This window comes from Serratia sp. GW822-FHT06E05, from assembly GCF_058799445.1.
In genome coordinates this window covers 168,330-194,773 of sequence record NZ_JBXALM010000002.1, presented here as the reverse complement: position 1 = coordinate 194,773, position 26,444 = coordinate 168,330, and the positions used below count along the sequence as shown (strand labels likewise).

At 57.6% G+C, this 26,444-nt stretch carries 21 protein-coding genes; 13 read left to right on the top strand and 8 right to left on the bottom strand.

What is annotated here, in order from left to right; all coding sequences use genetic code 11:
• Position 1: 1 nt before the first annotated feature.
• Positions 2-1,402, bottom strand: a complete 1,401-nt coding sequence (locus tag AC1RKC_RS08535) for a cytochrome ubiquinol oxidase subunit I (RefSeq protein WP_020827422.1) — start codon at positions 1,400-1,402, stop codon at positions 2-4.
• A gap of 144 nt (positions 1,403-1,546) precedes the next feature.
• On the opposite strand from AC1RKC_RS08535, the gene AC1RKC_RS08530 reads away from it, so the two are divergent.
• The 6 genes from AC1RKC_RS08530 (at position 1,547) to AC1RKC_RS08505 (ending at position 8,706) form a co-directional block, all read left to right on the top strand.
• Positions 1,547-2,965, top strand: a complete 1,419-nt coding sequence (locus AC1RKC_RS08530; protein WP_046373304.1) for an aminotransferase-like domain-containing protein — start codon at positions 1,547-1,549, stop codon at positions 2,963-2,965.
• Between the two features lie 153 nt (positions 2,966-3,118).
• A complete protein-coding gene (locus AC1RKC_RS08525; protein WP_493092357.1) occupies positions 3,119-4,807 on the top strand; it encodes an ABC transporter substrate-binding protein in 1,689 nt (562 codons plus the stop codon).
• Between the two features lie 48 nt (positions 4,808-4,855).
• Positions 4,856-5,812, top strand: coding sequence for an ABC transporter permease (locus tag AC1RKC_RS08520; RefSeq protein ID WP_020827419.1), 957 nt, complete (start codon positions 4,856-4,858; stop codon positions 5,810-5,812).
• Positions 5,813-5,814: 2 nt separating this feature from the next.
• Positions 5,815-6,765 (top strand): oligopeptide ABC transporter permease, encoded by a 951-nt coding sequence (opp4C, locus tag AC1RKC_RS08515; RefSeq protein ID WP_493092358.1) that lies wholly within the window; start codon positions 5,815-5,817, stop codon positions 6,763-6,765.
• Positions 6,762-7,748 carry an ABC transporter ATP-binding protein gene (locus tag AC1RKC_RS08510; RefSeq protein WP_130016301.1) on the top strand — a complete coding sequence of 329 codons (987 nt, stop codon included), beginning with the start codon at positions 6,762-6,764 and terminating at the stop codon, positions 7,746-7,748. Before opp4C ends, AC1RKC_RS08510 begins: the two co-directional genes overlap by 4 nt.
• A complete protein-coding gene (locus AC1RKC_RS08505; RefSeq protein ID WP_493092359.1) occupies positions 7,738-8,706 on the top strand; it encodes an ABC transporter ATP-binding protein in 969 nt (322 codons plus the stop codon). The genes AC1RKC_RS08510 and AC1RKC_RS08505 overlap by 11 nt, the downstream gene beginning before the upstream one ends.
• Positions 8,707-8,708: 2 nt before the next feature.
• Here AC1RKC_RS08505 and AC1RKC_RS08500 read toward each other — a convergent pair whose 3' ends face one another.
• Positions 8,709-9,683 carry an alpha/beta hydrolase gene (locus AC1RKC_RS08500; RefSeq protein WP_048760173.1) on the bottom strand — a complete coding sequence of 325 codons (975 nt, stop codon included), beginning with the start codon at positions 9,681-9,683 and terminating at the stop codon, positions 8,709-8,711.
• 259 nt (positions 9,684-9,942) lie between these two features.
• On the opposite strand from AC1RKC_RS08500, the gene AC1RKC_RS08495 reads away from it, so the two are divergent.
• The gene (locus tag AC1RKC_RS08495) at positions 9,943-10,869 is read left to right on the top strand and encodes a glycosylasparaginase (RefSeq protein ID WP_129982710.1); all 927 of its coding nucleotides are present in this window, start codon (positions 9,943-9,945) and stop codon (positions 10,867-10,869) included.
• 97 nt (positions 10,870-10,966) lie between these two features.
• On the opposite strand, the gene AC1RKC_RS08490 is transcribed toward AC1RKC_RS08495, so the two are convergent.
• From AC1RKC_RS08490 to AC1RKC_RS08465, 6 genes are all read right to left on the bottom strand, one after another.
• Complete coding sequence (locus AC1RKC_RS08490; RefSeq protein WP_020827413.1) at positions 10,967-11,959, bottom strand: LacI family DNA-binding transcriptional regulator; 993 nt, start codon at positions 11,957-11,959, stop codon at positions 10,967-10,969.
• Positions 11,960-12,020: 61 nt separating this feature from the next.
• Complete coding sequence (locus tag AC1RKC_RS08485; RefSeq protein WP_041415470.1) at positions 12,021-13,154, bottom strand: ABC transporter ATP-binding protein; 1,134 nt, start codon at positions 13,152-13,154, stop codon at positions 12,021-12,023.
• Positions 13,154-14,566 (bottom strand): leucyl aminopeptidase family protein, encoded by a 1,413-nt coding sequence (locus AC1RKC_RS08480; protein WP_493092360.1) that lies wholly within the window; start codon positions 14,564-14,566, stop codon positions 13,154-13,156. The genes AC1RKC_RS08485 and AC1RKC_RS08480 overlap by 1 nt, the downstream gene beginning before the upstream one ends.
• Positions 14,567-14,570: 4 nt before the next feature.
• Positions 14,571-15,404, bottom strand: a complete 834-nt coding sequence (locus AC1RKC_RS08475; protein WP_020827410.1) for a carbohydrate ABC transporter permease — start codon at positions 15,402-15,404, stop codon at positions 14,571-14,573.
• A complete protein-coding gene (locus AC1RKC_RS08470) occupies positions 15,394-16,335 on the bottom strand; it encodes a carbohydrate ABC transporter permease (protein WP_493092361.1) in 942 nt (313 codons plus the stop codon). Before AC1RKC_RS08470 ends, AC1RKC_RS08475 begins: the two co-directional genes overlap by 11 nt.
• 61 nt (positions 16,336-16,396) lie before the next feature.
• Positions 16,397-17,671, bottom strand: a complete 1,275-nt coding sequence (locus AC1RKC_RS08465) for an ABC transporter substrate-binding protein (protein ID WP_020827408.1) — start codon at positions 17,669-17,671, stop codon at positions 16,397-16,399.
• Between the two features lie 740 nt (positions 17,672-18,411).
• Between AC1RKC_RS08465 and AC1RKC_RS08460 the strand changes: the two genes are divergently transcribed.
• From AC1RKC_RS08460 to ompC, 6 genes are all read left to right on the top strand, one after another.
• Positions 18,412-19,626 (top strand): aspartate aminotransferase family protein, encoded by a 1,215-nt coding sequence (locus AC1RKC_RS08460; RefSeq protein WP_128864731.1) that lies wholly within the window; start codon positions 18,412-18,414, stop codon positions 19,624-19,626.
• Positions 19,627-19,678: 52 nt separating this feature from the next.
• A complete protein-coding gene (gene astA, locus AC1RKC_RS08455) occupies positions 19,679-20,713 on the top strand; it encodes an arginine N-succinyltransferase (RefSeq protein WP_020827406.1) in 1,035 nt (344 codons plus the stop codon).
• Positions 20,713-22,185, top strand: coding sequence for a succinylglutamate-semialdehyde dehydrogenase (gene astD, locus AC1RKC_RS08450; RefSeq protein ID WP_400825848.1), 1,473 nt, complete (start codon positions 20,713-20,715; stop codon positions 22,183-22,185). The genes astA and astD overlap by 1 nt, the downstream gene beginning before the upstream one ends.
• 180 nt (positions 22,186-22,365) lie before the next feature.
• Complete coding sequence (gene astB, locus AC1RKC_RS08445; protein WP_128864729.1) at positions 22,366-23,706, top strand: N-succinylarginine dihydrolase; 1,341 nt, start codon at positions 22,366-22,368, stop codon at positions 23,704-23,706.
• Positions 23,707-23,717: 11 nt separating this feature from the next.
• The gene (gene astE, locus AC1RKC_RS08440) at positions 23,718-24,701 is read left to right on the top strand and encodes a succinylglutamate desuccinylase (RefSeq protein ID WP_493092362.1); all 984 of its coding nucleotides are present in this window, start codon (positions 23,718-23,720) and stop codon (positions 24,699-24,701) included.
• A gap of 650 nt (positions 24,702-25,351) precedes the next feature.
• On the top strand, positions 25,352-26,434 hold the full coding sequence (ompC, locus tag AC1RKC_RS08435) for a porin OmpC (RefSeq protein WP_046373317.1): 1,083 nt from the start codon (positions 25,352-25,354) through the stop codon (positions 26,432-26,434).
• Positions 26,435-26,444 lie beyond the last annotated feature (10 nt).

Sequence of the window (26,444 nt, the reverse complement as noted above, 5' to 3'; positions counted from 1 at the left end):
CTCAGCTCCTGTCATCCAGAGTTTCTTTTACCGCAGACAGCGGGCGAGCCGGTCTGCCGTCCGTGTCGTCTTCATGGCTTTCATGCTGCTGCGGTCCCTTACGGATCAGGCGCATCATGTAGGAGTACCCCACGCCGAACACCGAACAGTAAACGATGATAAACGCCAGCAGGCTGATGCTCATGTGCAAATCACCGTGCGCAGAGACCGCATCTTTGGTACGCAGCAGGCCATAGACCACCCACGGCTGTCGGCCGATTTCGGTGGTGAACCAACCCGCCAGCAGCGCCAGCAGCCCCGATGGCCCCATCCACAGGATGAAGTACAGGAAGGGACGCGACTGGTACAGCCCGCCGCGCCACCGCAGCCACAGGCTCCACACCCCTGCGAGGATCATCAGCATGCCGAGTGCTACCATGATGCGGAACGACCAGAACACCACGGTGGAGTTGGGGCGATCTTCCGGCGGGAAGGATTTCAGCGCCGGGACCTGTTCGGTCAGGCTGTGAGTCAGGATCAGGCTGCCAAGATAGGGCACTTCCAGCTTGAAGCGAGTCTCTTCACGCTCCATGTCCGGCCAACCGAACAGGATCAGCGGCGTTGCCTCTCCCGGCGGGTTTTCCCAGTGGCCTTCAATGGCGGCAATCTTCGCCGGTTGGTACTTCAGCGTATTCAGTCCGTGCGCATCACCAATCAGGGCTTGTACCGGCGCGACGATCAGCGCCATCCACATCGCCATTGACAGCATTTTGCGCATTGCCGGCGTATCACGCCCGCGCAGCAGGTGCCAGGCGGCGGAAGCGCCCACGAAGAAGGCCGAAGACAGGAAGGCGGCGGTCGACATGTGCAACAGACGGTAGGGGAATGACGGGTTGAATATCACTTTCAGCCAGTCGACCGGTACCACCTGGCCGTTGATGATTTCGTGACCCTGCGGCGTTTGCATCCAGCTGTTGGAAGCCAGGATCCAGAAGGTGGAAATCAGGGTGCCCAGCGCCACCATGCAGGTCGCGAAGAAGTGCAACCCTGGCCCGACGCGGTTCCAACCGAACAGCATCACCCCAAGGAAACCGGCCTCGAGGAAGAAGGCGGTCAGCACTTCATAGGTCAGCAACGGGCCGGTAATACTGCCGGCAAACTCAGAGAAGAAGCTCCAGTTGGTACCGAACTGATAGGCCATTACCAGCCCGGAAACTACGCCCATGCCGAAGTTGACGGCGAAAATTTTTGACCAGAAATGGTACAAATCGCGATAGGCTTCATTGCGCGTTTTCAGCCATAACCCTTCCAGCACCGCCAGATAACTGGCCAAACCTATGGTGATTGCGGGAAAAATAATATGGAAAGAAACGGTGAAGGCGAACTGTATTCTGGCAAGTTCCAGTGCATCAAGACCCAGCATGGCGCCTCCTTGGGTTGGACATAAAATAACCTCTTCAGTATAGCTGTAATTTTTTTGTGGAAAGCTTGGCGTCAAGTTAAGCACGGAGTACAGTGACTATAATAGTGACAGTTATTTCACTTTTTCATATAACAGTTAAGGCCTATGACCAGATACGAGCAGCTTGCACAACAAATTCGTGAACAGATCCAGAACCGGGTATGGCGGGCGGGGGACAAGCTGCCTTCGCTGCGGGAAAGCGGTAAACGCGCAGGCCTGAGTCTGATGACGGTGGTGCAGTCGTATCAACTGCTGGAGAGCCAGGGCTGGATCGTTGCGCGCCCGCAGTCCGGTTATTACGTGGCGGCGCGTCCGCAGCCGCTGCCGCAGCCGGCACGCGGGGAGAAACTGCTGCTGAGCGAGCAGGTAGACATCAACACCTTTGTTTTCGACGTGCTGCAGGCGTGCAAAGACCCAGGCATTGTCCCGTTCGGTTCGGCCTTTCCGGACGCCACGCTGTTTGCTCAGCCGAAGCTGGCGCGGGCGCTGAGCAGCGTGGCGCGCAAATTTACCCCGCACAGTTCGCTGGCTAACCTGCCGCCCGGCAACGACGCGCTGCGCCGCAACATTGCCCAGCGTTATGCTTTAAGCGGCATGCAGGTCGCCCCGGATGAAATCGTGATTACCGCCGGAGCCATGGAGTCGCTGAGCCTTAGCCTGCAGGCGGTGACGCAGCCGGGGGATTACGTGGCGATCGAGTCCCCGGCCTTTTACGGGGCATTGCAGGCGCTGGAGCGGCTGCGGTTAAAGGCGGTGGCGATCGCGACCCATCCGCAGGACGGCATCGATCTGGATGCGTTGGAACATGCCTTGGAACAGTACCCGATCAAGGCCTGCTGGCTGATGACCTACTTCCAGAATCCATTGGGCGCCTCGATGCCGGCAGAGAATAAACAGCGGCTGGTGGGCATGTTGCGCGAGCGGCAGATATCGCTGATTGAGGACGATGTTTACGGCGAATTGTACTTCAGCGCTGAGCGCCCGCAGCCGGCCAAGGCATTAGACCAGGGCGGACAGATTTTGCACTGTTCGTCGTTTTCCAAATGTCTTGCGCCAGGCTTTCGCGTGGGCTGGGTGGCTGCCGGGCGCTACGCACAGCAGATCCAGCGTTTGCAACTGATGAGCACGGTATCCACCAGCGTGCCCACCCAGTTGGCGATCGCTGATTATCTGTTGCATGGTGGCTACGATACCCATCTGCGGCGCTTGCGTCGGCTGCTGGCTCAGCGTCAGAGCATGATGCGTCAGGCGATTGCTCACCACTTCCCTCCGACCGTAAAGGTCAGCCAGCCAGATGGCGGTTACTTTTTGTGGGTAGAGCTGGATCCGGCGTTGTCGTCGATGGAGCTGTATCAGCGCGCGCTGGCGCTGGGGGTGAGTATCGCGCCGGGCAGGATGTTCACCACCGGCAACCATTTCAACCACTGCTTCCGACTGAACGCCTCTTTCGACTGGAGCGACAAGCATGAAGCGGCTATCCAGACCTTAGCCAAACTTATCCGGCAGCTCGAGCCGGCAGGCTGAACTCCCCCCAACGGCCGGCTATCGCAATAGAAAAATTCATATTGCGATTTCCGGCAATAGAATGCCGGTTTCGTTGTTAGACAGCCTCCCGGCCGCCGATTACTCTGCGATAAATTTTGTCACATTTATCAACGGGTAAACGAGGGGCAGTGGGTGAGAAAAATAAAAAACAAGGCAATCAAACCTTTACAAAAGCGGCTGGTTACGCTGGCGATCGCCTGCGCCGTGGGGCTGGCATTTAGCGTGCAGGCGAAAACCTTGGCGGAAGGTATTACCCCGGCCAGCGATGCCAGCCTGGTGCCGGCGGCGGCCAAGTTGCGTAAAGACACCGTGGTGGCCGGTATTCTTGAACCCCAGGGTAATTTTAATCCCTATCTGTTCAGCAATGGCTGGGATGAGAACGTCACCGACGTGATCTTTACCCGGCTGATTGGTCTGGACAGCCAGGGCAAGCCGGTGGCGCGGCTGGCAGAGTCCTGGCAGGTCAGCCCGGACAACCGGGTCTACACCATTAAACTGCGGCCTAATCTGGTCAACAGCGACGGCTCGCCAATCAAGGCCGAAGACATTGCCTTTACCCTGACGCTGCTGCATGACCCGGCCTATGACGGAGAGACCGACATTACTCCGGCGCACATTCTGGGCGGGGCAGAGTACAAGAACGGAACTGCCCCCAGCATCAGCGGGCTAAAGGTGATCGACGATCGTACGCTTCAAATCACCACCACCCAGCCGGGGGCGACTACGCTGCAGCTGATCGGCGGGCCGGTGCTGTCGAAAGCCTATTACGGCAAGGAGTATCAGCGCGGTAAGCTGGACAGCGTGCGTGCGCTGAACGGCAAGCCGTTAGGCAATGGCCCTTATATTTACGACAAATACGTGCCGGGTCAGGAGATCCGTTTTCACGCCAACCCGAACTTCTATCTCGGTAAGCCAGCGGTGGCGCGTTTTATTTACCGCGTGACCAACCCTTCTACCAACTTCCAGCTGTTCCAGACCGGTGAAACCGACTACGACGCCTTTACTTCCAAACCGGATGATATTGAACAGCTGAAGCTGCTCGGCTTCGCCAATATCAATTTGTACAGCTCGAGCGACTACAGCCGGGTGGATTTCAACTTTAAACGCCCGGCACTGCAGGATGCGCGTGTGCGTCAGGCGCTGATTTACGGGCTGGATCGGCAAAAGCTGATCACCGTGGTCTACCAGGGTTACGGTTCGGTCGCCAATCAGCCGATCTCACCCGTTTCCTGGGCTTATGATCCCAAGGGGATCAACCCCTATGCTTACGATGTCAACAAAGCCAAGCAACTGCTGGATCAGGCCGGGTGGAAACCGGGAGCGGACGGCATTCGCCAGAAGGACGGCAAAAAGCTGGAGCTGACGCTGTTGGTGACCAAAAAGCTGATTAACGACGCACTGGTGCCGATTGCCAAAGATAACTATCGGCAGATTGGCGTGCTGTTGAAGCCGCAGGTGCTGGATTTCAATGCGCTGCTGGCGCAACGCAAGGCCGGTAATTACGATCTGGCGTCGCTCAGTACCAGCGGGCTGAATGATCCGCACGACGGGGTACGCGATTTCATCAGTCAGGTCAGTGAAACCGGCTATAGCAATCCGCAGGTGGACAAGCTGATTGGCGAGGCTAACGCCACGCTGGACATCGAGCAGCGTAAGCCGCTGTATCACCATTTGTATCAGGTGCTGGCTGAAGATCCGCCGGTGATCCTGTTGGGGAACCGTAAAGTGCTCAGCGCCAGCAGCGCACGCGTCACCGGCTTTAAACCGGACGTATACAACGGCCTGACCGGCAGCCTGCCGGACGTCAAGATCGCTCAGTAACGGTAAGGCACCGCTGCGCCGGTTTGGGCAGCGGTGACGGAAAACACCATGAGAAATTTTATCCTGCGCCGCTTGCTGCAAACCCTTCCGATGATGCTGCTGGCATCGCTGCTGATTTTCTTTATTTTCGCACTGACCCCCGGCGACTTTATCGACGGCAACATCAACCTGACGCCGCAGCGCGCGGCTGAGCTGCGGGCGCTGTACGGGCTGGATCAGCCGTTATTCAGCCGCTATCTGCACTGGCTCGGTCAACTGCTGCAGGGCGATCTCGGTTTCTCGCTGCAATACCAGATCCCGGTCAGTACCTTGTTGAACCAGTACATCTGGAACTCCTTCCTGCTGGCGTCGGTGGCGCTGGTACTGTACTGGGGCATTGCGCTGGCGGTAGGTGTCGCCTCGGCGATGAAACCCTATTCGCTGTTCGATCATCTGGTGACCGTGGCGGTGTTCGGCGCTATGTCGTTTCCTACCTTTTTCCTGTGTCTGTTGCTGATCAAATGGTTCGCCGTCGATCTGCACTGGCTGCCTGCGGGTGGCATGCTGCGCACCGGTAGCGAAGCCAGCGGATTGGCGTGGGCACTGGACGTGGCGGCGCACCTGTTGCTGCCGGTGCTGGCGTTGGTGATGCTGCAGGCCGGCACCCTGACGCGCTATTTCCGCGCCAGCATGCTGGACGTGATCCGCATGGATTATATCCGTACCGCACGCGCCAAGGGGCTGAAGGAAAAGACGGTGATCCTGCGGCATGCGCTGCGTAATGCGCTGTTGCCGATCATCACCTTGTTGGGTTTTGAGCTACCCGCGCTGTTTTCCGGTGCGCTGATCACCGAAAAAATCTTCAACTGGCCGGGCGCCGGGCACATCCATCTCGATTCGCTGGCGGCGCGCGACTACCCGGTATTGATGGGCTTTACGCTGTTTCTGGCGGTATTGACCATTTTAGGCAATCTGCTGGCGGACATTTTGTACGCCTATGCCGACCCGCGCATTCGTTTGAGGTAACTATGTTGGCATCCTTGTTTTTCGGACGTCGTCGCCGTTGGCGGCAAGCGCAACTCCCGGCGCTGGCGCAGCTATCGCCACCGCCGACCGCCCAGGCTTGGCAGCGGCTGCGGCGTCACCGCCTGGCGATGATTTCACTGCTGCTGTTGGTATTGATGGCGGTGCTGTGCCTGTTCGGCCCGATGCTGTCGCCCTGGCAGGACGATGCCGGCGATGCGTTGAGTATCAATCAGGCACCCGGCGCGCAACACTGGCTGGGCACCGATTTTCTCGGTCGCGATATTTATACCCGCCTGCTGCTGGCGGGGCGTATTTCGCTGACCATTGGCCTGGTGTCGATGCTGTTATCGGTCACGCTCGGCTACCTGCTGGGGGCGCTGTCCGGCTATCTTGGCGGCGTGGTGGATAAGCTGATTATGCGCTTTGCCGATCTGTTGATGACCATTCCCAGCCTGCCGCTGCTGATCATCATGGGAGCGATGCTGTCGGAGCTGGACGTTTCGCCGGACTACCGTATTTACATGGTGATGATCATGCTCAGCCTGCTGGGTTGGCCGTCGCTGGCGCGGCTGGTGCGTGGGCAAATTTTGTCGTTGCGCGAGCGTGACTTCATGCTGGCCACTGAGGTGCTGGGGTTATCCACCCGGCGGCGTATCTTCGGCCACCTGCTGCCCAATACCATTCCGATCCTGGTGGTGGTGGCCACCATGGGCGTCGCTAATGCCATTCTCAGTGAATCGGCCCTGAGCTATCTGGGGTTGGGCGTAGTGCCGCCAATGCCGTCGTGGGGCAACATGATGGACGCCGCCAACAGCCTGATCGATTTTCAACGCCGCCCTTGGCTGTGGATGCCGCCGGGGTTGGCGATTTTCATCACCGTGGTGGCGATTAATATTCTCGGCGACGGCCTGCGAGACGCGCTTGATCCAAAAATGAACGGGGTAATACGATGAGCCAACCGCTGGTGGCCTTTAATCAACTGTCGGTAGCCTTCCAGGGCGAACAAGGGCGGGTGCGGGCGGTACAACAGGTGAGTTTTGACCTTTACGCCGGACAAACGCTGGGGGTCGTCGGTGAGTCCGGCTGCGGTAAAAGCGTGACCGCGATGGCGCTGATGGGGCTGCTGCCGCAACCGCTGGCGCAAATCGACGGTGGTGAAATCCATTTCGACGGCCAGGACTTGCTGAAACTACGCCCGCAACAGATGGCCGATTTACGCGGTAACCGTTTGGCGATGATCTTTCAGGAGCCGATGAGCGCGCTGAACCCGGTGCTGACCATCGGTGAGCAGTTGGTTGAGCCGTTAATCCGCCATCGGGGGACTGCGCCAAAAGCGGCCTGGCGGGAGGCCACGGCGCTGATTACCGAGGTCGGACTGGCACGCGCCGAACAGCTGATGACCAGCTATCCGCACCAGCTTTCCGGTGGCATGCTGCAGCGCATCATGATCGCCATGGCCATCAGTTGCCGGCCGGCGTTGCTGATTGCCGACGAACCCACTACCGCGTTGGATGTCACCGTGCAGGCGCAAATTCTGGCGCTGCTGCGCGAGCAGGCGCGTAAGCACAATATGGCGATGATGCTGATTACTCACGATCTCGGGGTGATTGCCCAGATGGCGGATCGGCTGGTGGTGATGTACGCCGGGCGTATTGTCGAGCAGGGGGCCACGCATGAAGTGCTGACCAACCCGCAGCACCCTTACACTCAGGGATTGATGGCCTCGCGGCCGGTGGCGGGGCAGCGGCGGCGGCGGTTGTATTCGATCCCCGGTCAGGTGCCCGATCTGGCCAGTTTGCCGGACTACTGCGCCTTTGCCGAACGCTGTGACAAAGCGAGCGCCCGCTGCCGTGACGGTATTCCGCCATTGTATGGCGATCGGCGGCGGCAATCCGCCTGTTTCCTGAATGCCGGGGGGCGTATTCATGTTGGCTGAACCCTTGGTGGAGGTAAAAGGGCTGAAGAAATATTTCCCGCTGCGTGAAGGACTATTCGGTCAGACCACCGGGCAACTGCGGGCGGTGGATAATGTCAGCTTCAGCATTCGCCGGGGAACGGTTTTTGGCCTGGTGGGGGAGTCTGGCAGCGGTAAAACCACCGTAGGCCGAACCCTGCTGGGGCTGCATGAAAAGACCGCCGGTGAGGTACTGTTCAAAGGACAGGCGTTAGATGCGCTCAGCGCCCGCGAGCGGCGCGCGATGCGCCCGAAGATGCAACTGGTGTTTCAAGACCCGTACAGCTCTCTGAATCCGAGAATGCGGGTAGGCGATGCGATTGGCGAAGCGCTGTTGCAGCACGGTTTGGCGCAAAAGAGCGAGCTGCGAGACCGGGTGATAGACACGCTGGAAATCTGCGGGTTGTCGGCACAGCATTACGGGCGCTTCCCGCACGAGTTTTCCGGCGGCCAGCGCCAGCGCATCGGTGTAGCCCGCGCGCTGATCCTGCAGCCGGAGTTTATCGTCGCCGACGAACCGATTTCGGCGCTGGACGTCTCTATTCAGGCGCAGATCATCAACCTGTTTTCCGATCTTCAGGAACAGCAGGGGGTGACTTTCCTGTTTATTTCGCACGATCTTGGGGTGGTGGAGCATCTGTGTCAGGACATAGCGGTAATGTACCTCGGGCAGATTGTCGAAAGCGCCGATCGCGATGCGCTGTTTCGTCGGCCGCTGCACCCTTACACTCAGGCACTGTTGGCCGCGGTACCCAGTTTGGATCCGCACCGTCAGCCGCAGGCGATGGCCCGGGGAGAATTACCTGACCCTGCCCAACCGCCGCAGGGCTGTCGCTTTCACACTCGCTGTCCGCAGGCCACTGCGCAATGCCGGGAACAGGCCCCGGCATTGCGGCAGGTAGCGGCAGGACATCGGGTGGCCTGCCATTATGTCGGCTGAGCTTAGGCCAGATAATGTTTTAGCGCGCGCCCGGCCTGATGGATGGCCGAGTGCACCGCCGGGACTTCTGCGATCGCGTTGAGCAAGCCATAGTCGTGGATCAGCCCGTTATAACGGGTGGAGGTGACTTCGACTCCGGCGGCGTTGAGCAGGCGGGCGTAGGCTTCGCCTTCGTCACGCAGCACGTCCAGCTCGGCGGTTTGCACCAGCGCCGGTGGCAGGCCTTTCAACTGTTCCAGCGTGGCGTTAAGCGGCGAGGCGTAGATCTCTTTGCGCTGGGCTTTATCGGTGGTGTAGTGGTCCCAGAACCATTTCATCATATTGCGGGTGAGGAAATAACCTTCGCCGAACTGGTGGTAAGACTCGGTATCGAAATTGGCATGGGTCACTGGCCACAGCAGGATCTGGCTGCGCAGGGCAGGCGTGCCTTTATCTTTCGCCATCAGGCTGACCACCGCCGCGATATTGCCGCCGGCGCTGTTGCCGACGACCGCCAGACGTGAACCGTCAACGTTGATTTTCTCGCCGTACTCGGCCACCCATTCGGTCGCCGCGTAGGCCTGATTGATGGCGACAGGGTAAGGGGCTTCCGGCGATCGGGTGTAGTTAACGAACACCGCCGCTGCGCCGGAGCTGTGGACCAGATCGCGCACCAGCCGTTCGTGGGTCGGGAAGTCCCCCAACACCCAGCCGCCGCCGTGGAAGAACATGAATACCGGCAGCTTCTCCTTTACTTTGGCCGGCCGCACGATGTGCAACAGGATATCCTGGCCATCGACGTGAATGGTTTTTTCGCTGATTTCGACTTCACGCAGAGGGACTTCGGTACCGCTTTGCAGGCCCTCCATCACCTTACGCGCTTCTTTCGGCTTCAACTGCTCCAGGGGTTTGGCGTCACTGGAGTTCAGCGCATCAAGAAAGGTACGGATATCGTGCTGTGCTGCAGGCTGGGTGAGATCAACAGTTTTCTTGGACATCTTGATTCCTCTGGCACAGGGGGATGAAATCTTCTGGTGAGATCACAGTGTAGTAGAACAATGTGCCTGTGGGCTTAGTGGTGTGTGCCCTGTTGGAAAAGACGCGTTACGCCACGCTTTTCACCGCTTCGGTTTGACTTTTCAGGTGGGCAGCGATATTTTTTAATCACCATGGAACACGTGTTCCATTGATGCGAATGACCGGTCATCACCGGTGCCTTTCTTTTAGCGCTGAACGCCGTGCGGGAAACATAACCCTATGATTGTGATTGCAAACTCTGAAGGACATCCGGGTATCGGTCTGTCTGCCGAACGGTTACGACAGGGGCAGAATGGCCTGCGTGCCATCGTTGAGGGTATCAAGCTGGTGGAGCTGGATCCGAGCGTACGTACGGTGGGTTTCGGCGGCTGGCCCAACGTGCTGGGTGAGATGGAGCTGGATGCTTCGGTGATGGACGGCGACAGCTTGCGCACCGGTGCGGTGGGAGCGTTGCAAGGCTATCTGCATCCGGTGGAAGTCGCTTATCGGGTAATGGAAGATCTTAACCATGAAATCCTGGTGGGCGCCGGAGCGGCACGTTTCGCCGCTGAGATCGGCGCATTGGCGGGTGACAACCTGATTGCCGACTCCAAGCGTGTCTGGTGGGAAAAACTGGAGCAGGCGATGGACGCCGAACAGCTTCGCAACTGGCCGAATATCCCACTGGCAGGGCTGTCCAATAATGCCACCGATCCAGAACGGGTGCGCGACACCACGGTATTTTTAGCCATGGATGGTGGGCGCACGCTCAGCGCGGCGACGTCAACGTCAGGCTGGGCGTGGAAATACCCGGGGCGGCTGGGGGACAGCCCGATCATCGGCAGCGGCTCCTATGCCGACAGCCGCTATGGCGCCTGTGCCTGTACCCACACCGGGGAAATGACCATTCGCTGCGGCACCAGCCGCGCAGTGGTGCTGTATATGAAGATGGGCATGACGCTGGAACAGGCGGTGTACGAGGCCATCGAGGATTTGAATTACCTGAAAGATGGCTATACCGAAGGGGTGACTATTCACGCCATCGATAAGGACGGAAAGCATAAGGTCGTCAGCCTTAACTGCCCGGGCCCAATTCAGTATTGGCTGTGGCAGAGCGGTATGGCGGCGCCGGAATTGCGCGACGCGGAGATTATAACCACCCGTTGACCCGCTGCTCTGTGGTTTATGGAAGGGGCGCGGCATGCTGCGCCCAATAGCATCATCAATGCGTTAAATTGGGCCGAACAGGCTCACCCCTACCGGTTTAGCAAGACGCGCGAACCACCAATTCGGTGGGAATGGTGATCTGCTGCGGCGCAGCCTGGGGGCTGCCGCTGCGCAGTTCGACCAGCCGAACGATGGCGGCGATCATTGCGTCCATATCGCGGCGTACCGACGTGAGTTGGTAACTCGGCCAGGCTGCCATCGGGATATCGTCGAAGCCGTAAACCGCGACGTCCTGAGGGATCTGCAGCGAAGTGTGCAAACGAATATAGTCCATCACCCCCATCGCCATGGAATCAGCGGTGCAGAAAATGGCCTGCGGAGCCGGAAGCGCGTCGAGCAGCTGCGGCGCGAGGTTAAAGCCGCTCAGGTAGCTGTAGTCGCCGCTCAGCTGCGCGACAATCTCTAACTGCTGCTGTGCGGCATGAGCCAGAAAGGTTTGTTGACGCAGCTGTTCACCGTGGGCGCTGCTGCGGCCACCGAGCAGCGCCACGCGGCGTTGACCCTTTTGCGCCATCAGTGCCGCCAGCTGTTGCAGGCTGGGTGACTCATCGGCGTTGAGAGCGTCGCACAGGGCGTCGCCCGCCAAACCGTTGAGCATAATGGGCGTAGCGATGCGAAACAGATCTTTTGCTGCACGCGCGCTGATGTTGTCGGCGAACACCACGGCAGAATCGACATGGTAAGAGATGGTTTGCTTCAGGTAGTTGGCCGGATCGTCAATGCCTTCCAGGCGGATCATCACCGCCTGCCGGTTGCTCTTCTGCAGTTGTTCAACCAGACGATCGAAAAACTCCAGGTCAGACAAATCGTGAAAGTGGTTCACTACCACCGCGACAAAGCCGGTTTTGCCGCTGTGCAGGCTCTGGGCGATGGCGTCTGGCGCATAGCCTAACTGACTGGCGACGCGCATCACCAGATCGCGGTTCTTTTGCGAGACCCGGCCCTGATTGGAAAAGGCGCGTGACACCACGGTGCGTGAAACGCCGGCCACGCGGGCGACATCGTGAGAGGTGACTTTTTTCATCGGCATACGGCAGCTACTCAACGGAAAACGGGGCGCTGCGGCAGGGGCACGCAGCGGCGATATGGTCTCACAGAATGCCGGCCGGCAACACTGTTTCCCCGCTTTGAGCTACCCGTTGACCGCTATGCGGATCAAAAAAGTGCAGGGCGGTGATATCCAGCGTAATGGCCAGCGGCTGGCCCTGGGCATACTGCAGCTGGGCGTGCTGTTTGACGATGTACTGCGCACCGTTGTCACCCTGTACGAACAGGTTGCTCTCAGCGCCCAGGTTTTCACTGTACACCAGCGTTCCACTCAAGTGGGGTTCTGCCCGTGGCGCGCTGATGCTGCACGCTTCCGGACGACAGCCCAGCGTCAGCCAGTCGCCCCCTCTTGCTGCCAGCGCCGGGAATTCGGCGGCGCTCAAGGGCAGCAGCAAACCAGAGTCGCCCTGCAATACGATCTGCTCGCCCTGTACCAGAACCTGCACGTCAAACAGGTTCATCTGCGGCGAACCGATAAACTCGGCGACAAAGCGATTAACCGGGCGATGATAAAGATCCAGCGGCGTACCTATTTGCTGCACTTTCCCCTGATTCATGATGACCACTTTGTCCGCCATGGTCATGGCTTCCACCTGATCGTGGGTGACGTAAATGATGGTCGCGCCGATCGCCTTATGCAGTGCAGACAACTCCTGACGCATGCGGTTGCGCAGTTTGGCATCGAGGTTGGAGAGCGGTTCGTCAAACAGAAATACCTTGGGCCGCCGAACAATCGCCCGGCCCAACGCCACGCGCTGACGCTGACCACCGGAAAGCTGGCCGGGTTTGACCTTAAGGAATTCCGTCAGGTGCAGCATTTCGGCCACGGCGGCAATCTGCGTGGCAATCTCCGCTTTGGCCATTCCTTTGATTTTCAAAGACAGCGCCATGTTTTCATAGACGGTCATATGCGGGTACAGCGCATAGCTCTGGAAAACCATGGCGATATCACGGTATTTGGGCAGCACCTCGTTCATGCGTTCGCCGTCGATCAACAGTTCGCCGGAGGAGAGGGTTTCCAGCCCGGCTATCATCCGCAGCGTGGTGGACTTGCCGCAGCCGGACGGGCCGAGCAGCACCACAAACTCACCTTTCTCTACCTGCAGATTCACGTCGCTGGCGGCCTGGTAACCGTTGTCATAGCGTTTGTTGATATCAACCAGTTCTACGTAAGCCATCATTCGCACTCCGTCTGGGCAAGCAGGGCGCTCAATCGCGCCAGCAGCAGCACGCCGAATGAGGACGCGCCGTTGGCGTACAGCTTGCGGTGCGGCATATCGGTAGACATGGCGGCAATATCCAGGTGCGCCCAGCGCTGGCCCGGCTGCACGAACTCGCCGATAAAGGTCGCCGCTACGCACGGGCTGCCGTGCGGATCTTCACCGCCGTGACGGTAATCGGCAAATTCAGACTTCAATACCCCGCGATACCAGCCGCCGTGCGGCATTGGCCACACCGGCTCGGCGCTGGCCTTGCCCGCCTGGGTGACCTGCGCCAGAAAGTCGTCGTCGTTACCCATCATGGCCGCATACTCCTTGCCCAGCGCCACGCCTGCGCCGCCGGTCAGGGTGGCGATATCGAGTAAAAAGTCGGGCTGGAAGCGCTGCTGGGCATAGCTGATGACGTCCGCCAGCACCATGCGGCCTTCGGCGTCGGTTGAAATGATTTCCACCGACTTGCCGTTGTGCATGGTTACCACGTCGCCGGGGCGCTGTGCGCGGGAGGAGGGCATGTTTTCTACCAGGCCGCACAGGCCAATCACGCGGATCGGCAGTTGCAGTGCGTCGATGATACGCATGGCGCCCACCACCGCAGCCGCACCGCCCATGTCGAACTTCATGGTGCTCATGCGTGCCGCACCTTTGATGCTGATGCCACCGCTGTCGAAGGTGACACCTTTACCCACCAGCGCCAGAGTATGGCGTGCGTTGGCGGGATGGTGATCGAGGATCAGTAATTGCGATGCGCGGGCGCTGCCTTGACCAACGCCCAGCAGGCCACCGAAGCCAAGCTGTGCCATCTGCTCTTCATCCAGCACCTCCTGGCGCACATGAGTAAAGGGCAATTGCGCGACGGCCGCCACGAAGCTTTGCGGATAGAGAATATTGGCCGGCTTATTCATCAGCTCACGTCCGATGATCACGCCCTCGGCATGCAGATTGGCCCAGTCGCACAGCGCCTGCGTTGTTGCATCATGGCTGGCTAACGGCTGGGTCGGGTCGGTCAGCGTAGGGCTGGCATGATGCTGATAGCGATAAGCGCCCAGACGCAGGCCGAACAGCAGCCAGCGCCAGGTTTCTGTACTGGCCGATGAGCCTTCATCCAGTGTCAGACGCAGGTGCTGTAACCCGAAGTGTTTTTGCCCGGCGGCGATACCGGCACCGGCATCCTGTAGGGCCGCGGGAGTCAGGGAAGGGCCGATATTGAGCGCAAAACGGCCGTCACCCAGCGGATAAAGCACGCCGACGGCGGCCTGTTGCAGGCTGGCATTTTGCAGCGTTACCGGCAGTGAACCTTCCGCAGCGGTAAACAGGGTGATTTGCTGGCGCGCCGCAGTGTCGTTTTCAATGTAAATATCAATGAATTGCATAAGGTTACCCTTTGACCGCCCCACGGGTGAGGCTTTCCATCATTTGTTTGGACGAGAAGATAAAGGCGATCAGCAGTGGGACGATCGCCAGGAAACTGCCGGTCATCACCAGGTTCCACGGCGTGGCGGTAGCGCCGCTCAGGCTGCGCAGCACCAGTTGGAGAATTTGCTTGTCCGGCGACTGCAATGCCACCAGTGGCAACATAAAGTTGTTCCAGGTATCGACCACCACCACGATCGCTACCGTCAGCAGCGCCGGGCGCATCAGCGGCAGGCCGATACGCAAAAATATCTGCAGTTCATTCAGACCGTCCATGCGTGCACTGTCGAGTATTTCGCTGGGCAGTGAGGAACTGACGTATTGCCGCACCAGGAAAATCCCGAAGATATTCACCCCGGCGGGCAGCCAGACGGCGGCAAACTGATCGAGCAAGCCAACGCTTTTAATCACGAAGAAGTAGGGCACCAGATTGACCACGCTGGGCACCATCATGGTCAACATGAGGGTGGTGAATAACACCTTTTTGCCCTTGAACTGATAGACGCTGAAGGCGTAGCCCGCCGCCGCGGAAACCAGCACGCTGGTCAGGGTGGCCATGGCGGTGACATACAGGGTGTTGAGCAGCGAGCGGGTGAAAGGCACCTGTTGCTCCAGCCCCCGGTAGTTTTCCAGCAGGTGGCTGCCGAAGCGCAGCGACATGCCCATGATGCTGCGGGTGTCCTGCGTCGCCAGCAACGCCGACCAATAGAACGGGAACAGCGACAGCGAGGCGAACAGCGATACCAACAGGTAAATCACCAGCTTGCCGGTGTCGAAACGGCGGCCCTCAGCGATCATTTTTGAGTCCTCCACGGTTGCCGAAACCCCAAAACACCAGCGCGCTCACCAGCGCAATCAGCAGGAACAGGATCCAGGAGATGGCCGACGCGGTGCCCATATCCAGATAGGACCAGCCGGTCTTGTAGACGTACATCGATACCGTCAGGCCGCTGTTGTCGACGCCGCCGGTGCCCTGCGTCAGGATCATGGGTTCATTGAACAGCTGCATGTTGCCGATCAGCGTCATCAGCGTGGCGAAGAAGATAAAGGGCGCCAGCAGCGGTAGTGCGATATAGCGGAATTTTTGCCAGCGGCCAGCACCGTCCAGTTCGATCGCTTCGTACAGGTCCGTCGAAATAGAGGCCAGACCGGTCATGTAAATCACCGTATTGATACCGGTGAATTTCCAGGTCACCTGATTGGCGATGGTGAAGCGGATCCAGTCGCTGTCAAAGAAGTTGATCGGCAACGCGGCGGCCAGCACGCTCAGGTGCAGCTTGGCGGCCAATCCGCTTAACAGCTCGTTGACCATGCCGACCGGCGAGAACAGGTTGAAGACGATCAGGCTGACGGCAACGGAAGAGGTGATGTAGGGCAGGAAGATCGCCGCCTTCAAAAAACGCCTGCCGCGCACGATGATGTGCAGCAGCGAATAAGCCAGTGTGATGGCGAACAGATGTTGGCACAGGCCGGACACCAACGTGATTTTAATGGTGTTGACCAGCGACACCCAGAAGGCGTCATCGGTGAAGGCATAGTAAAAGTTATCCAGCCCGACAAACTTCATCGAACTCAGGCCTTTTACCGGGTTCCAGGATTGGAATGAGAGAAACGCCGAGAAGAAGATCGGGAAGGCGTTGAACACCGCAAACAGCAGCATGAAAGGCAGCAGCAGCAGGTAGGCGGTGCGGTGATCGTGCAGCAGCCCTTTGAAAAATCGCTTACGCATAGACTCCCCGAACCGTCGGAAAACGAAAAAAGGCGGCCGGTAAGCCGCCGTAGGCTGATGATTACAGGGCGCGCATCCGCCGCTCCAGCAGCTTATTGGCATCGCGCAGAGTGCTGTCGATGTCCTGATGCTGCACCAGGATCTTCTTCGCCGCTTCGTTGAGAATTTCGTTGGCGATATTGTCTTCCGGTGAGGAAGCTACGGGCTTCAGGTCCGGCACCAGGCTGGCGTAATAGCGCATCGAGTGTTGACCGCCGAGAATGCTGCTGGGCGTATCGAAGTAAGGCGCGTTATACACGTCGAGGCGCGCAGGCAAGGTGCCGGCGGTTTTCGCGGCGTCGATCACTACGTCACGCTGCATAAAGTATTGAATGAACTGCCAGGCCGCCTGGGCATTCTTGCTTTGCTTGGGGATCACCAGCGTGGTGCCGCCTGCGTTGACCTTGATATTGCCCGGCACGCCCGTCACCCGCCACAGACCGGCTTTCGCACCGTCCGGATCCAGTTCCTGCTCGATGCGGCCTTCGTCCCACGGGCCATCGATATCGGCGAACAGTTTCCCCTGCCGGTACAGTTTGATGTATTCCTGCGAGTTGGTGGAGCCGTCCAGGGAGGCTGCCAGCCCTTTGTCATACAGCGTTTTGATCACCGTCATCAGCTGTTTGATTTGCGGTGAATCCAGGTTGGGCTTGCCGTCTTTGGTGTATACCGGCTTACCCGGCTCACTGTTCATGCCTACCACCAGCGGATTGATCAGGCTGGTGGCCGCCGGCAGCAGATAGGCGCCTTGCTCTTTTTTCAGTTTCTCACCGAAGGCGATAAAGCTGTCCCAGCTTTGGGTGATGTCCTCAATCTTTACACCCGCTTTCTGCACCATGTCATTACGGTAGATCATGATCACCGGCCCGGTGTCGTAAGGCACGCCATAGATATTGCCGTCATTACCCTTCGCCAGGCTGATCATCGAAGGATCGAACTGCCAGCCCTGGCTATCAATGCTGAACGGCGGGGCGCTCAGGTTATTCAGGCCGCCGGAGTTGGCGAAGCTGCCGAGTTTGATGGTGCTGACGCTGAAGATATCGGCGGCGCCCTGGCCAACGGCCAACGCGGTGGTCAGCTTTTGATGACAGTCGGCGAAGCCGCATTTGATCGACTGCACCTGAATGTCCGGATGCGCCGCCTCAAAGTCTTTAATCACTTTGTTGATGTAATCATTGGGCAAATAGTTGGCGAAGGTAATGCTGGTGTTGGCACTGGCGGAAAGGGGCAGGCCCAGCAGCACGGCCAGTGCGACCCCGGTGATTCTTTTATTATTACGCAAGCAGACTTGAGCCATGATAACCCCGATCCTGTGCAGTCGATGTGGTGTGTGTTTTTTCATCATGGAACACGTGTTCCATTGAAATTAACCTATTATCGCGTCAGCAGACTGTCAACATTTTGTTCGGCAAGTTAACAAATATGAGATCTGACGCGGCAGTTGCCCAGCTTCACGCCCGATTTTGGCCCACACAGGGGCACGCAGAGCCTGTAATGACGCGGGTTTGCCCGCATCCGGTGCATTTTCTGCACCTGAATGGGGCAAAAGTGTGATGGGGAGCAAATCAGGCCAAATTATTTTTGCGAGCGCGATCAGAAATATCGAAGTTTTTTGTCATTGAATAGGATTTCGCAGCCAATGATGATTTTTCGCCTTATTTTTCCAATTATTCATTAGCAATGCATATTTATTGAATAAGTATGCATTATAAGCCGTTGTTTTACCGAAAAAAACCGCATTTTTCGCCAAAAATCCCATTTTGGCACGATAGCTGCTCTACACTCTTTATCAAACGGCATGTATTTTAACTGCTCGTTAACATTTATTCCCCGTTACAGGACCTGATACCCGGCATAAATAGCGAAAAACGCGAATGATGTAACAGATTTGTTTCTGAATAGGCGGTGAAAGGCAGAGTTATCACCGGCTAAAAAACGGATCGAACGGCGCGGTTTTTTATGTTTTGTTGTGGACCATCCAGGCTGGAGCGGCCCTTACAGTCAAAATTCAGTCTTTGCTGAAGTTATGAGGTCATTATGGAACAGCCAATCGCAGTTACCCGCCAGTCTTTCGACGACTGGATGGTCCCGGTTTATGCCCCCGCTGATTTTATTCTGGTACGGGGAGAAGGTTCGCAGGTATGGGATCAGCAGGGTAAGTCTTACATCGATTTTGCTGGCGGCATTGCGGTTAACGCGCTGGGCCATGCGCACCCGGTCGTGACCGCAGCGCTGGTGGAGCAGGCGGGCAAACTTTGGCACCTGGGTAACGGCTATACCAACGAGCCGGTGCTGCGGTTGGCCAAGCTGCTGATTGACGCCACCTTTGCCGAGAAGGTGTTTTTCTGTAACTCCGGGGCAGAAGCCAACGAAGCGGCGCTGAAACTGGCGCGTAAACGCGCACTGGATAACGGCAACCACAGCAAGAACCAGATTGTGGCATTCAACAACGCCTTCCACGGCCGCACGCTGTTTACCGTGTCTGCCGGTGGCCAGCCTAAGTATTCCAAGGACTTCGCGCCATTGCCGGGCGGCATCACCCACACGCCATTTAACGATCTGGCGGCCGCTGCCGAGGTGATTAACGACAACACCTGCGCGGTGATCGTCGAGCCTATTCAGGGCGAAGGCGGCGTGTTGCCGGCCGATGCTGCTTTCCTGCAAGGCCTGCGTGAGCTGTGCGATCGCCACGATGCGCTGCTGATTTTCGACGAAGTGCAAACCGGCATGGGCCGTACCGGCGACCTGTACGCCTACATGCAGTACGGCGTGGTTCCTGACGTGCTGACCACTGCGAAAGCGCTGGGCTGCGGCTTCCCGATCGGCGCCATGCTGACCACTGACGAACTGGCCAAAACCCTGAGCGTCGGCACCCACGGCACCACCTACGGCGGTAACCCGCTGGCGACGGCGGTGGCGGGCGCGGTGTTCTCAGTCATCAACACGCCGGAAGTGCTGGAAGGGGTTAAGCAACGCCACCAGTGGTTCCTTGACGGCCTGAACAAGATTAACCAGCAGTATCCGATTTTCTCTGAAATCCGCGGCGGCGGCCTGTTGATTGGCTGCCAGTTGACCAAGGACTACGCCGGCAAGGCGAAGCAGATCACGCAGTTGGCCAACGAAGAGGGCGTGATTGCCCTGATCGCCGGTCCGGACGTGGTGCGTTTCACCCCTTCACTGGTTATTCCTGAGCAGGATGTGAAAGAGGGGCTGGCGCGATTCGCGCGAGCCGTGGCGCGGATTTGCAGCTAACACACAGGCTGCGCCCTTACCGGCGCAGCCTGATTCAGACGAGGTTCGCATTATGATGATTATTCGCCCTATAGAGCGTCGCGATTTGGCTGACTTACTGACGCTAGCCGGTAAGTCCGGCATCGGTCTCACTTCCCTGCCACAAGATGAAGATACCTTGTCGGCACGCATTGAGCGGGCGTTAAAAACCTGGCAAGGCGAACTTCCGCGTGGTGACCAGTGTTATCTGTTTGTGCTGGAAGACAGCGAACGCCAGCAGGCGGTAGGGGTTTGCGCGATTGAAGTGGCCGTCGGGCTGACTGAACCCTGGTACAGCTTCCGCGTCGGCACGCAGGTGCATGCGTCCAAACAGTTGAACGTGTATAAATCGGTGCCGACGCTGTTCCTCAGTAACGATCACACCGGCCATTCCGAACTGTGTACGCTGTTCCTCGATCCGGACTATCGTCACGGCGAAAACGGCAAGCTGTTGTCGAAGGTGCGTTTCCTGTTTATCGCCGCTTTCCGTGAGCGTTTCTCCGCCCGGCTGATTGCCGAAATGCGCGGTTTCTCTGATGAAGAGGGCCGTTCGCCGTTCTGGGAGAGCGTCGGGAACCATTTCTTTTCCATCGAGTTCGCCAAGGCGGACTACCTGAGCGGCACCGGCCAGAAAGCGTTTATCGCCGAACTGATGCCGAAACACCCGCTGTATGTCGATTTCCTGGCCGAAGACGCGCAAAAAGTAATAGGCGAAGTGCACCCGCAGACCGTACCTGCACGTCGGGTACTGGAGTCCGAAGGGCTGCGTTATCAGGGTTACGTCGATATTTTTGACGGTGGCCCAACGCTGGAAGCGGAAATCGATCAGATCCGCGCGGTCAAACAAAGCCGTCTGGTGAAAGTGGTACTGGATGAGACCCCGATGCGCGCCGATGCGCCGGCTCTTTTGGTGGCCAACGATCATTATGAGAATTACCGCGCACTGCTGGTCAATGCCGATCTGTATGACGACCGTCTGCATCTCAATGCTGCTACCGCCGAGGCGCTGGGCGTTGAACAAGGCAGCCCGGTGCGGGTCATCCCCCTTATTGCACAGGAGAAAGCGTAATGTCACATCCTGCACTCTTTATTAATGGTGCCTGGCAGCAAGGCCATGGCGCTGCGTTCAGCAAAACCGATCCGGTTGATAACCAACCGCTGTGGCAGGCTAACGCCGCCGACGGCAGCGATGTTGCTGCCGCCTGTGAAGCTGCCCGCGCCGCTTTTCCGGCCTGGGCACGTACTCCGTTCGAACAACGCGAACAGTTGGTGAAGCGTTTTGCCGCTTTGTTGGAAGAGCACAAGTCTTCTTTGGCGGCGGTGATCAGCCGTGAAACCAGTAAACCGCGTTGGGAGACGCTGACCGAAGTGCAGGCGATGATCGGCAAAGTGGCGATTTCATTGCAGGCCTATCAGGCGCGTACCGGCGTAAGCCAGACTGCGATGGCGGACGGCGCTTCGGTGCTGCGCCACCGCCCGCACGGCGTACTGGCGGTGTTCGGCCCTTATAACTTCCCCGGACATTTGCCGAATGGCCACATCGTGCCGGCGCTGCTGGCGGGCAACACCGTGGTGTTCAAGCCGAGTGAACTGACGCCGCAAACTGCCGAAGAAACCCTGAAACTGTGGCAACAGGCCGGCCTGCCCGATGGGGTTCTCAATCTGGTGCAGGGCGGGCGTGAAACCGGTGAGGCGCTGGCCGCCAGTGCGGATATCGACGGCCTGCTGTTCACTGGCAGCGCGGGTACCGGTTACCACCTGCATCGCCAGTTGGCCGGGCAGCCAGAAAAAATCCTGGCGCTGGAAATGGGCGGCAACAACGCGCTGATTATCGATCAGATCGAGGATCGCGATGCGACGGTTAACCTGGCGATTCAGTCGGCGTTTATTTCCGCCGGCCAGCGCTGCACCTGCTCGCGCCGCATTCTGGTGAAACGCGGCAGTGAGGGCGACGCTTTTATCGAGCGTTTGGTGCAGGTGGCGAGTGCGCTGCGTGTCGGGCGTTGGGACGCTGAACCGCAGCCGTTTATGGGCGGCGTGATCTCTTCGGCGGCGGCGGAAAAAATGCTGGCGGCGCAACATCACCTGTTGGCACTGGGCGGCAAAGCTCTGCTGACCATGCAGCGTCTGGAAAGCGGCAGCGCGCTGCTCAGCCCAGGCATTATTGACGTGACCGGGGTGCGTGACGTACCGGACGACGAGTACTTCGGCCCGCTGACCACCATCATTCGCTATAACGACTTTGATGAGGCGCTGCGTATCGCCAACCAAACGCGTTATGGCCTGTCGGTTGGGCTGGTCTCGCCGCAGCGTGAGCAGTTTGATCATCTGCTGCTGGAAGCGCGTGCCGGTATCGTCAACTGGAACAAACCTTTAACCGGGGCTTCCAGTGCGGCACCTTTCGGCGGTGTCGGGGCGTCCGGCAACCACCGTCCGAGCGCCTATTACGCGGCAGATTATTGCGCCTGGCCAATGGCGTCATTGGAAAGCGAAAGCCTGACGCTGCCGGCCAGTTTGTCGCCGGGGCTGTCGTTTAATTAAATTTTACCCGTCGCCTTTCAAGCCGCAGCGGGGCGAATAAGTTCGCCCCGTTTAACGCGGGCACAGCATGTAGCGCCCCTACAATAACTGGGGATGAGCAAGCTGCTCGCCTGGCTGCAACTTGAAATTCATAGGGTATGTTTTGAGTAGGGCCGAGCTTGCTGGGCCCAGGAGAAAAGCATGTCAGGATATGAAGTCAATTTCGATGGTCTGGTGGGCCTGACGCATCACTATGCCGGGTTGTCATTTGGCAATGAGGCCTCGACCCAGCATCAAAACAGCGTGTCGAATCCGAAACTGGCGGCCAAACAGGGTCTGCTGAAGATGAAGGCGCTGGCGGATCTCGGCTTTCAGCAGGGGGTATTGCCGCCGCAGGAACGGCCGCACCTGCCGATGCTGCGCAAGTTGGGTTTCAGCGGCAGCGACGAAACGGTCTTGGCGCAGGCGATGAAGCAGTCTCCGCGCCTGCTGTCTGCGCTCAGCTCGGCTTCTTGCATGTGGACCGCCAATGCGGCCACGGTTTCACCTTCGGCGGACAGCGCGGATGGCAAAGTGCATTTCACCGCGGCCAATCTGAACAACAAATTCCATCGCGCGATTGAGGCCGAGACCACCACCGGCGTGCTGCGGGCGATTTTCAACGATCCACGCCATTTCGCCCACCATGAGGCTTTGCCGCAGGTGGCGCTGTTTGGTGACGAAGGCGCGGCCAACCACAACCGACTGGGCGGCGATTATGGCAAGCGTAGCGTGCAGATGTTCGTCTACGGCCGACAGGAGTTTGGCGGAGAAATCGCCCCAACTCGCTATCCGGCACGCCAGACGCGCGAGGCCGGGGAGGCGATTGCCCGTCTGCACCAGTTGGATGAGCAACATACGGTGTTTGTGCAACAGAACCCGGCGGTGATCGATCAGGGCGTATTCCACAACGACGTTATTGCCGTCAGTAACCAGAATGTATTGTTCCACCATCAGCAGGCGTTTTATCAGCAGCAGCAGGCGCTGGATGAAGTGCGTCGCAAAATGGCGTCGCTGGACAGCGAACTGGTGGCGATTGAGGTGCCGACGGCGCGGGTTTCCGTGGCGGATGCGGTCGCGACCTATCTGTTCAACAGCCAAATTCTGACCAAGCCTAACGGCAAGATGATGATTGTGGTGCCGGAAGAGTCGCGCCAGCATCGCGGCGTGTGGGGCTATCTGAGCGAGATGGTGGCCAGTGGCGGACCAATTGATGAAATCAAGGTGTTCGATCTGCGTGAAAGTATGCGCAATGGCGGTGGGCCTGCCTGCCTGCGATTACGTGTGGCGCTGAACGAGCAGGAATTGCGGGCGGTCAATCCGCGCGTGATGATGAACGATACGCTGTTCGTTACGCTCAATGACTGGGTTGACCGCTATTACCGAGATCGTCTGACGCAGAACGATTTGGCTGATCCGCAATTGCTGCGTGAAGGGCGCGATGCGCTGGATACCCTGACGACCATCCTCGGGCTGGGATCGGTTTATCCTTTCCAACAATAGGCGATGTCATCATGTTTGATTTGTTGGCTCTGACGCTGGAAGGGCAAACGCCCGAAGAGCAACGGGGCGAAAATGCGGATTTACACTGGCGTTGGCTGGCGGAAGGCCTGCTGGAAATCACACCGCGCCGGGGATACCGGCAGGCGGTGGTGCTGTCGGCGGGGATCCACGGCAATGAAACGGCGCCGATTGAGCTGCTCAATCAACTGGTCAAGGATCTGCTTGGCGGCAAGCGAACTTTGGTGGTTCGGCTGCTGGTGATATTGGGAAATCCACCGTCAATGCGCGCCAATAAACGGTACCTGCACAGCGACATGAACCGGATGTTTGGCGGCCGCTATCGCGATTTCAGCCACAGCGACGAAACCGTGCGGGCGCAGCAACTGGAGCAGGCCGTCGCCGCGTTTTTCGACGGTGAGCAAGCGACACGTTTCCATTATGATCTGCATACGGCTATCCGAGACTCGCGCCTGCCGCGCTTCGGGATTCTTCCTTTCCAGACCCGGTCTTACAGTGCCGAGATGCTGGCATTGCTGGACGCGGCCGATTTGGATGCGTTGGTGATCCACAGTGCGCCGGGCGGCACCTTCAGTAATTTCACCAGTGAGCATGCCGGCGCCGCCAGCTGTACGCTGGAACTGGGCAAGGCGCGGCCGTTTGGTAGCAATGATTTACAGCAATTTGCGGCCATTAACCGTGCACTGCAGGCGGCAGTCAGTGGCGAAGCCTTGCCGCAGCGAATGGGAGAGGCTCTGCGGGTGTTCCGCGTTGAGCGATCGCTGATCAAACGTAGCGAAGCGTTCAAACTGCATCTCAGTGATGATACCGCCAATTTTACCGAGCTGGAGCAGGGGACGTTACTGTGTGAACAACCGGGGGAGGAGTACCGGGTTCAGCATGCCAGAGAATGGATTTTGTTCCCTAATCCCCAGGTCGCACTTGGATTGCGCGCCGGTATGGTGCTGATTGAAGCGCCGCGCAGCACGCTGTATTAACCTGTCAGTTTCGAATACGGTTTTATACTTACAGTATTTAAGGTTGTAGCGATGTCGGCTGCAACCTTAAATAACGGTGGTATATCCTGCTGCTAATTCCTGTTACTTCCCCTTCTTTATAGTCTCTCTATCGAAACTTATATTTTATGTTGAATTTATTTTTGCCGTCATTTTTTGATGGTTTGAATCGATTTAATTATTCGAAGCGGTAAAAGACTTGCTTAAAACGTGGCGAAACACACTAAATCACCGCAATGACTTTACTCAGATAAAAATGTGAAATAAGTAACGTTATTAGTAACCATGCTAAGATTCATGGTATTTATGAATCGAATGGAAAGCATACAAAAGGAAACCAAATTGCACCTTTATGGTGCGTTGCACCAAATTGGTTATAAGATATGTAATAAATATCAATATGAATCAATGAGTTGATTGACTTCTTTGTTGTAATGTTTTGTTACACATAAACATGCTTTATCCACGGTGTTTTATGAACTTTTTTATTTTAAGTTTGGATTCATGATGCTAATGTCACATGGCCTCTTAATTAGAGGCGCTCATAAAACACTAAATGATAAAGATCACAGCCCAAACCATAAATTGGGCGTGATGGGCAGAAATTAAAATTATAATATCTAGGAAAATAAATGATGAAACGCAGTGTATTAGCCTTAGCTATTGCCTTAGGGGCAATGACCTCCTTTGCCAACGCGGCAGAAATTTATAATAAAGATGGCAATAAACTCGACCTGTACGGTCGCGTAGCCGCCAAACATGTTTTCAGCGATGACAAATCCGAAGATGGCGACAAGACTTATGTCCGCTTCGGTTTTAAAGGCGAAACGCAAATCAATGACCAACTGACCGGTTACGGCCAGTGGGAATACAACGTCCAGGCCAACCACGATGAAGCGCAGGGCACTGCCGGCACCAAAACCCGTCTGGGCTTTGCTGGCCTGAAGTTCGCCAACTACGGTTCATTCGACTACGGCCGTAACTACGGCGTGGTGTACGACGCAGAAGCCTATACCGACATGCTGCCGGAATACGGCGGCGACTCCTACAGCTACACCGACAACTTTATGACCGCGCGCTCCAATGGCCTGGCTACCTACCGTAACCGCGACTTCTTCGGCTTGGTGGAAGGCCTGAACCTGGCGTTGCAGTACCAGGGCAAAAACGACAGCGACAGCCGCGGTGTGACCAAACAAAACGGCGACGGCTACGGCATGTCCCTGGATTACCAGGACATCGGCGGCTCCGGTATCGGCGTAGCGGCGGCATTCTCGGATTCCAACCGCACCAGCGATCAGAAAAAATCTGTTTACGGTAAAGGCGACAGCGCAACGGCCTGGACCACAGCGATTAAATACGACGCCAACCAGGTTTACCTGGCTGCCATGTACGCCGATACGCGCAACATGACGCCAATCAGCGGCAACGGCGTATCTGGCTTCGCCAACAAAACGCAGAACTTCGAAGTTGTGGCCCAGTACCAGTTCGAAAACGGTCTGCGTCCTTCTCTGGCCTACGTGCAGTCTAAAGGCAAGGATATCGAAGGGATTGGCGATGTTGATCTGGTGAAATACGTGGAAGTGGGTGCGACTTACTACTTCAACAAAAACATGTACACCTACGTTGACTACAAAATCAACCAGTTGAACGACGATAACAAACTGAAGCTGAGCACTGACGACGTCGTGGCAGTGAACCTGACCTATCGTTTCTAAGTTTCAACAC

What these genes read in the sequence shown, in the direction of transcription:
- opp4C (WP_493092358.1), top strand. Translation starts at nt 5,815, where the DNA reads ATGTTGGCATCCTTGTTTTTCGGACGTCGTCGCCGTTGGCGGCAAGCG.
- AC1RKC_RS08530 (WP_046373304.1), top strand. Translation starts at nt 1,547, where the DNA reads ATGACCAGATACGAGCAGCTTGCACAACAAATTCGTGAACAGATCCAG.
- AC1RKC_RS08510 (WP_130016301.1), top strand. Translation starts at nt 6,762, where the DNA reads ATGAGCCAACCGCTGGTGGCCTTTAATCAACTGTCGGTAGCCTTCCAG.
- AC1RKC_RS08460 (WP_128864731.1), top strand. Translation starts at nt 18,412, where the DNA reads ATGGAACAGCCAATCGCAGTTACCCGCCAGTCTTTCGACGACTGGATG.
- AC1RKC_RS08520 (WP_020827419.1), top strand. Translation starts at nt 4,856, where the DNA reads ATGAGAAATTTTATCCTGCGCCGCTTGCTGCAAACCCTTCCGATGATG.
- AC1RKC_RS08505 (WP_493092359.1), top strand. Translation starts at nt 7,738, where the DNA reads ATGTTGGCTGAACCCTTGGTGGAGGTAAAAGGGCTGAAGAAATATTTC.
- AC1RKC_RS08535 (WP_020827422.1), bottom strand. Translation starts at nt 1,402, where the DNA reads ATGCTGGGTCTTGATGCACTGGAACTTGCCAGAATACAGTTCGCCTTC.
- astE (WP_493092362.1), top strand. Translation starts at nt 23,718, where the DNA reads ATGTTTGATTTGTTGGCTCTGACGCTGGAAGGGCAAACGCCCGAAGAG.
- AC1RKC_RS08495 (WP_129982710.1), top strand. Translation starts at nt 9,943, where the DNA reads ATGATTGTGATTGCAAACTCTGAAGGACATCCGGGTATCGGTCTGTCT.
- AC1RKC_RS08485 (WP_041415470.1), bottom strand. Translation starts at nt 13,154, where the DNA reads ATGGCTTACGTAGAACTGGTTGATATCAACAAACGCTATGACAACGGT.
- astD (WP_400825848.1), top strand. Translation starts at nt 20,713, where the DNA reads ATGTCACATCCTGCACTCTTTATTAATGGTGCCTGGCAGCAAGGCCAT.
- astA (WP_020827406.1), top strand. Translation starts at nt 19,679, where the DNA reads ATGATGATTATTCGCCCTATAGAGCGTCGCGATTTGGCTGACTTACTG.
- AC1RKC_RS08500 (WP_048760173.1), bottom strand. Translation starts at nt 9,683, where the DNA reads ATGTCCAAGAAAACTGTTGATCTCACCCAGCCTGCAGCACAGCACGAT.
- astB (WP_128864729.1), top strand. Translation starts at nt 22,366, where the DNA reads ATGTCAGGATATGAAGTCAATTTCGATGGTCTGGTGGGCCTGACGCAT.
- ompC (WP_046373317.1), top strand. Translation starts at nt 25,352, where the DNA reads ATGATGAAACGCAGTGTATTAGCCTTAGCTATTGCCTTAGGGGCAATG.
- AC1RKC_RS08475 (WP_020827410.1), bottom strand. Translation starts at nt 15,404, where the DNA reads ATGATCGCTGAGGGCCGCCGTTTCGACACCGGCAAGCTGGTGATTTAC.
- AC1RKC_RS08490 (WP_020827413.1), bottom strand. Translation starts at nt 11,959, where the DNA reads ATGCCGATGAAAAAAGTCACCTCTCACGATGTCGCCCGCGTGGCCGGC.
- AC1RKC_RS08465 (WP_020827408.1), bottom strand. Translation starts at nt 17,671, where the DNA reads ATGGCTCAAGTCTGCTTGCGTAATAATAAAAGAATCACCGGGGTCGCA.
- AC1RKC_RS08470 (WP_493092361.1), bottom strand. Translation starts at nt 16,335, where the DNA reads ATGCGTAAGCGATTTTTCAAAGGGCTGCTGCACGATCACCGCACCGCC.
- AC1RKC_RS08480 (WP_493092360.1), bottom strand. Translation starts at nt 14,566, where the DNA reads ATGCAATTCATTGATATTTACATTGAAAACGACACTGCGGCGCGCCAG.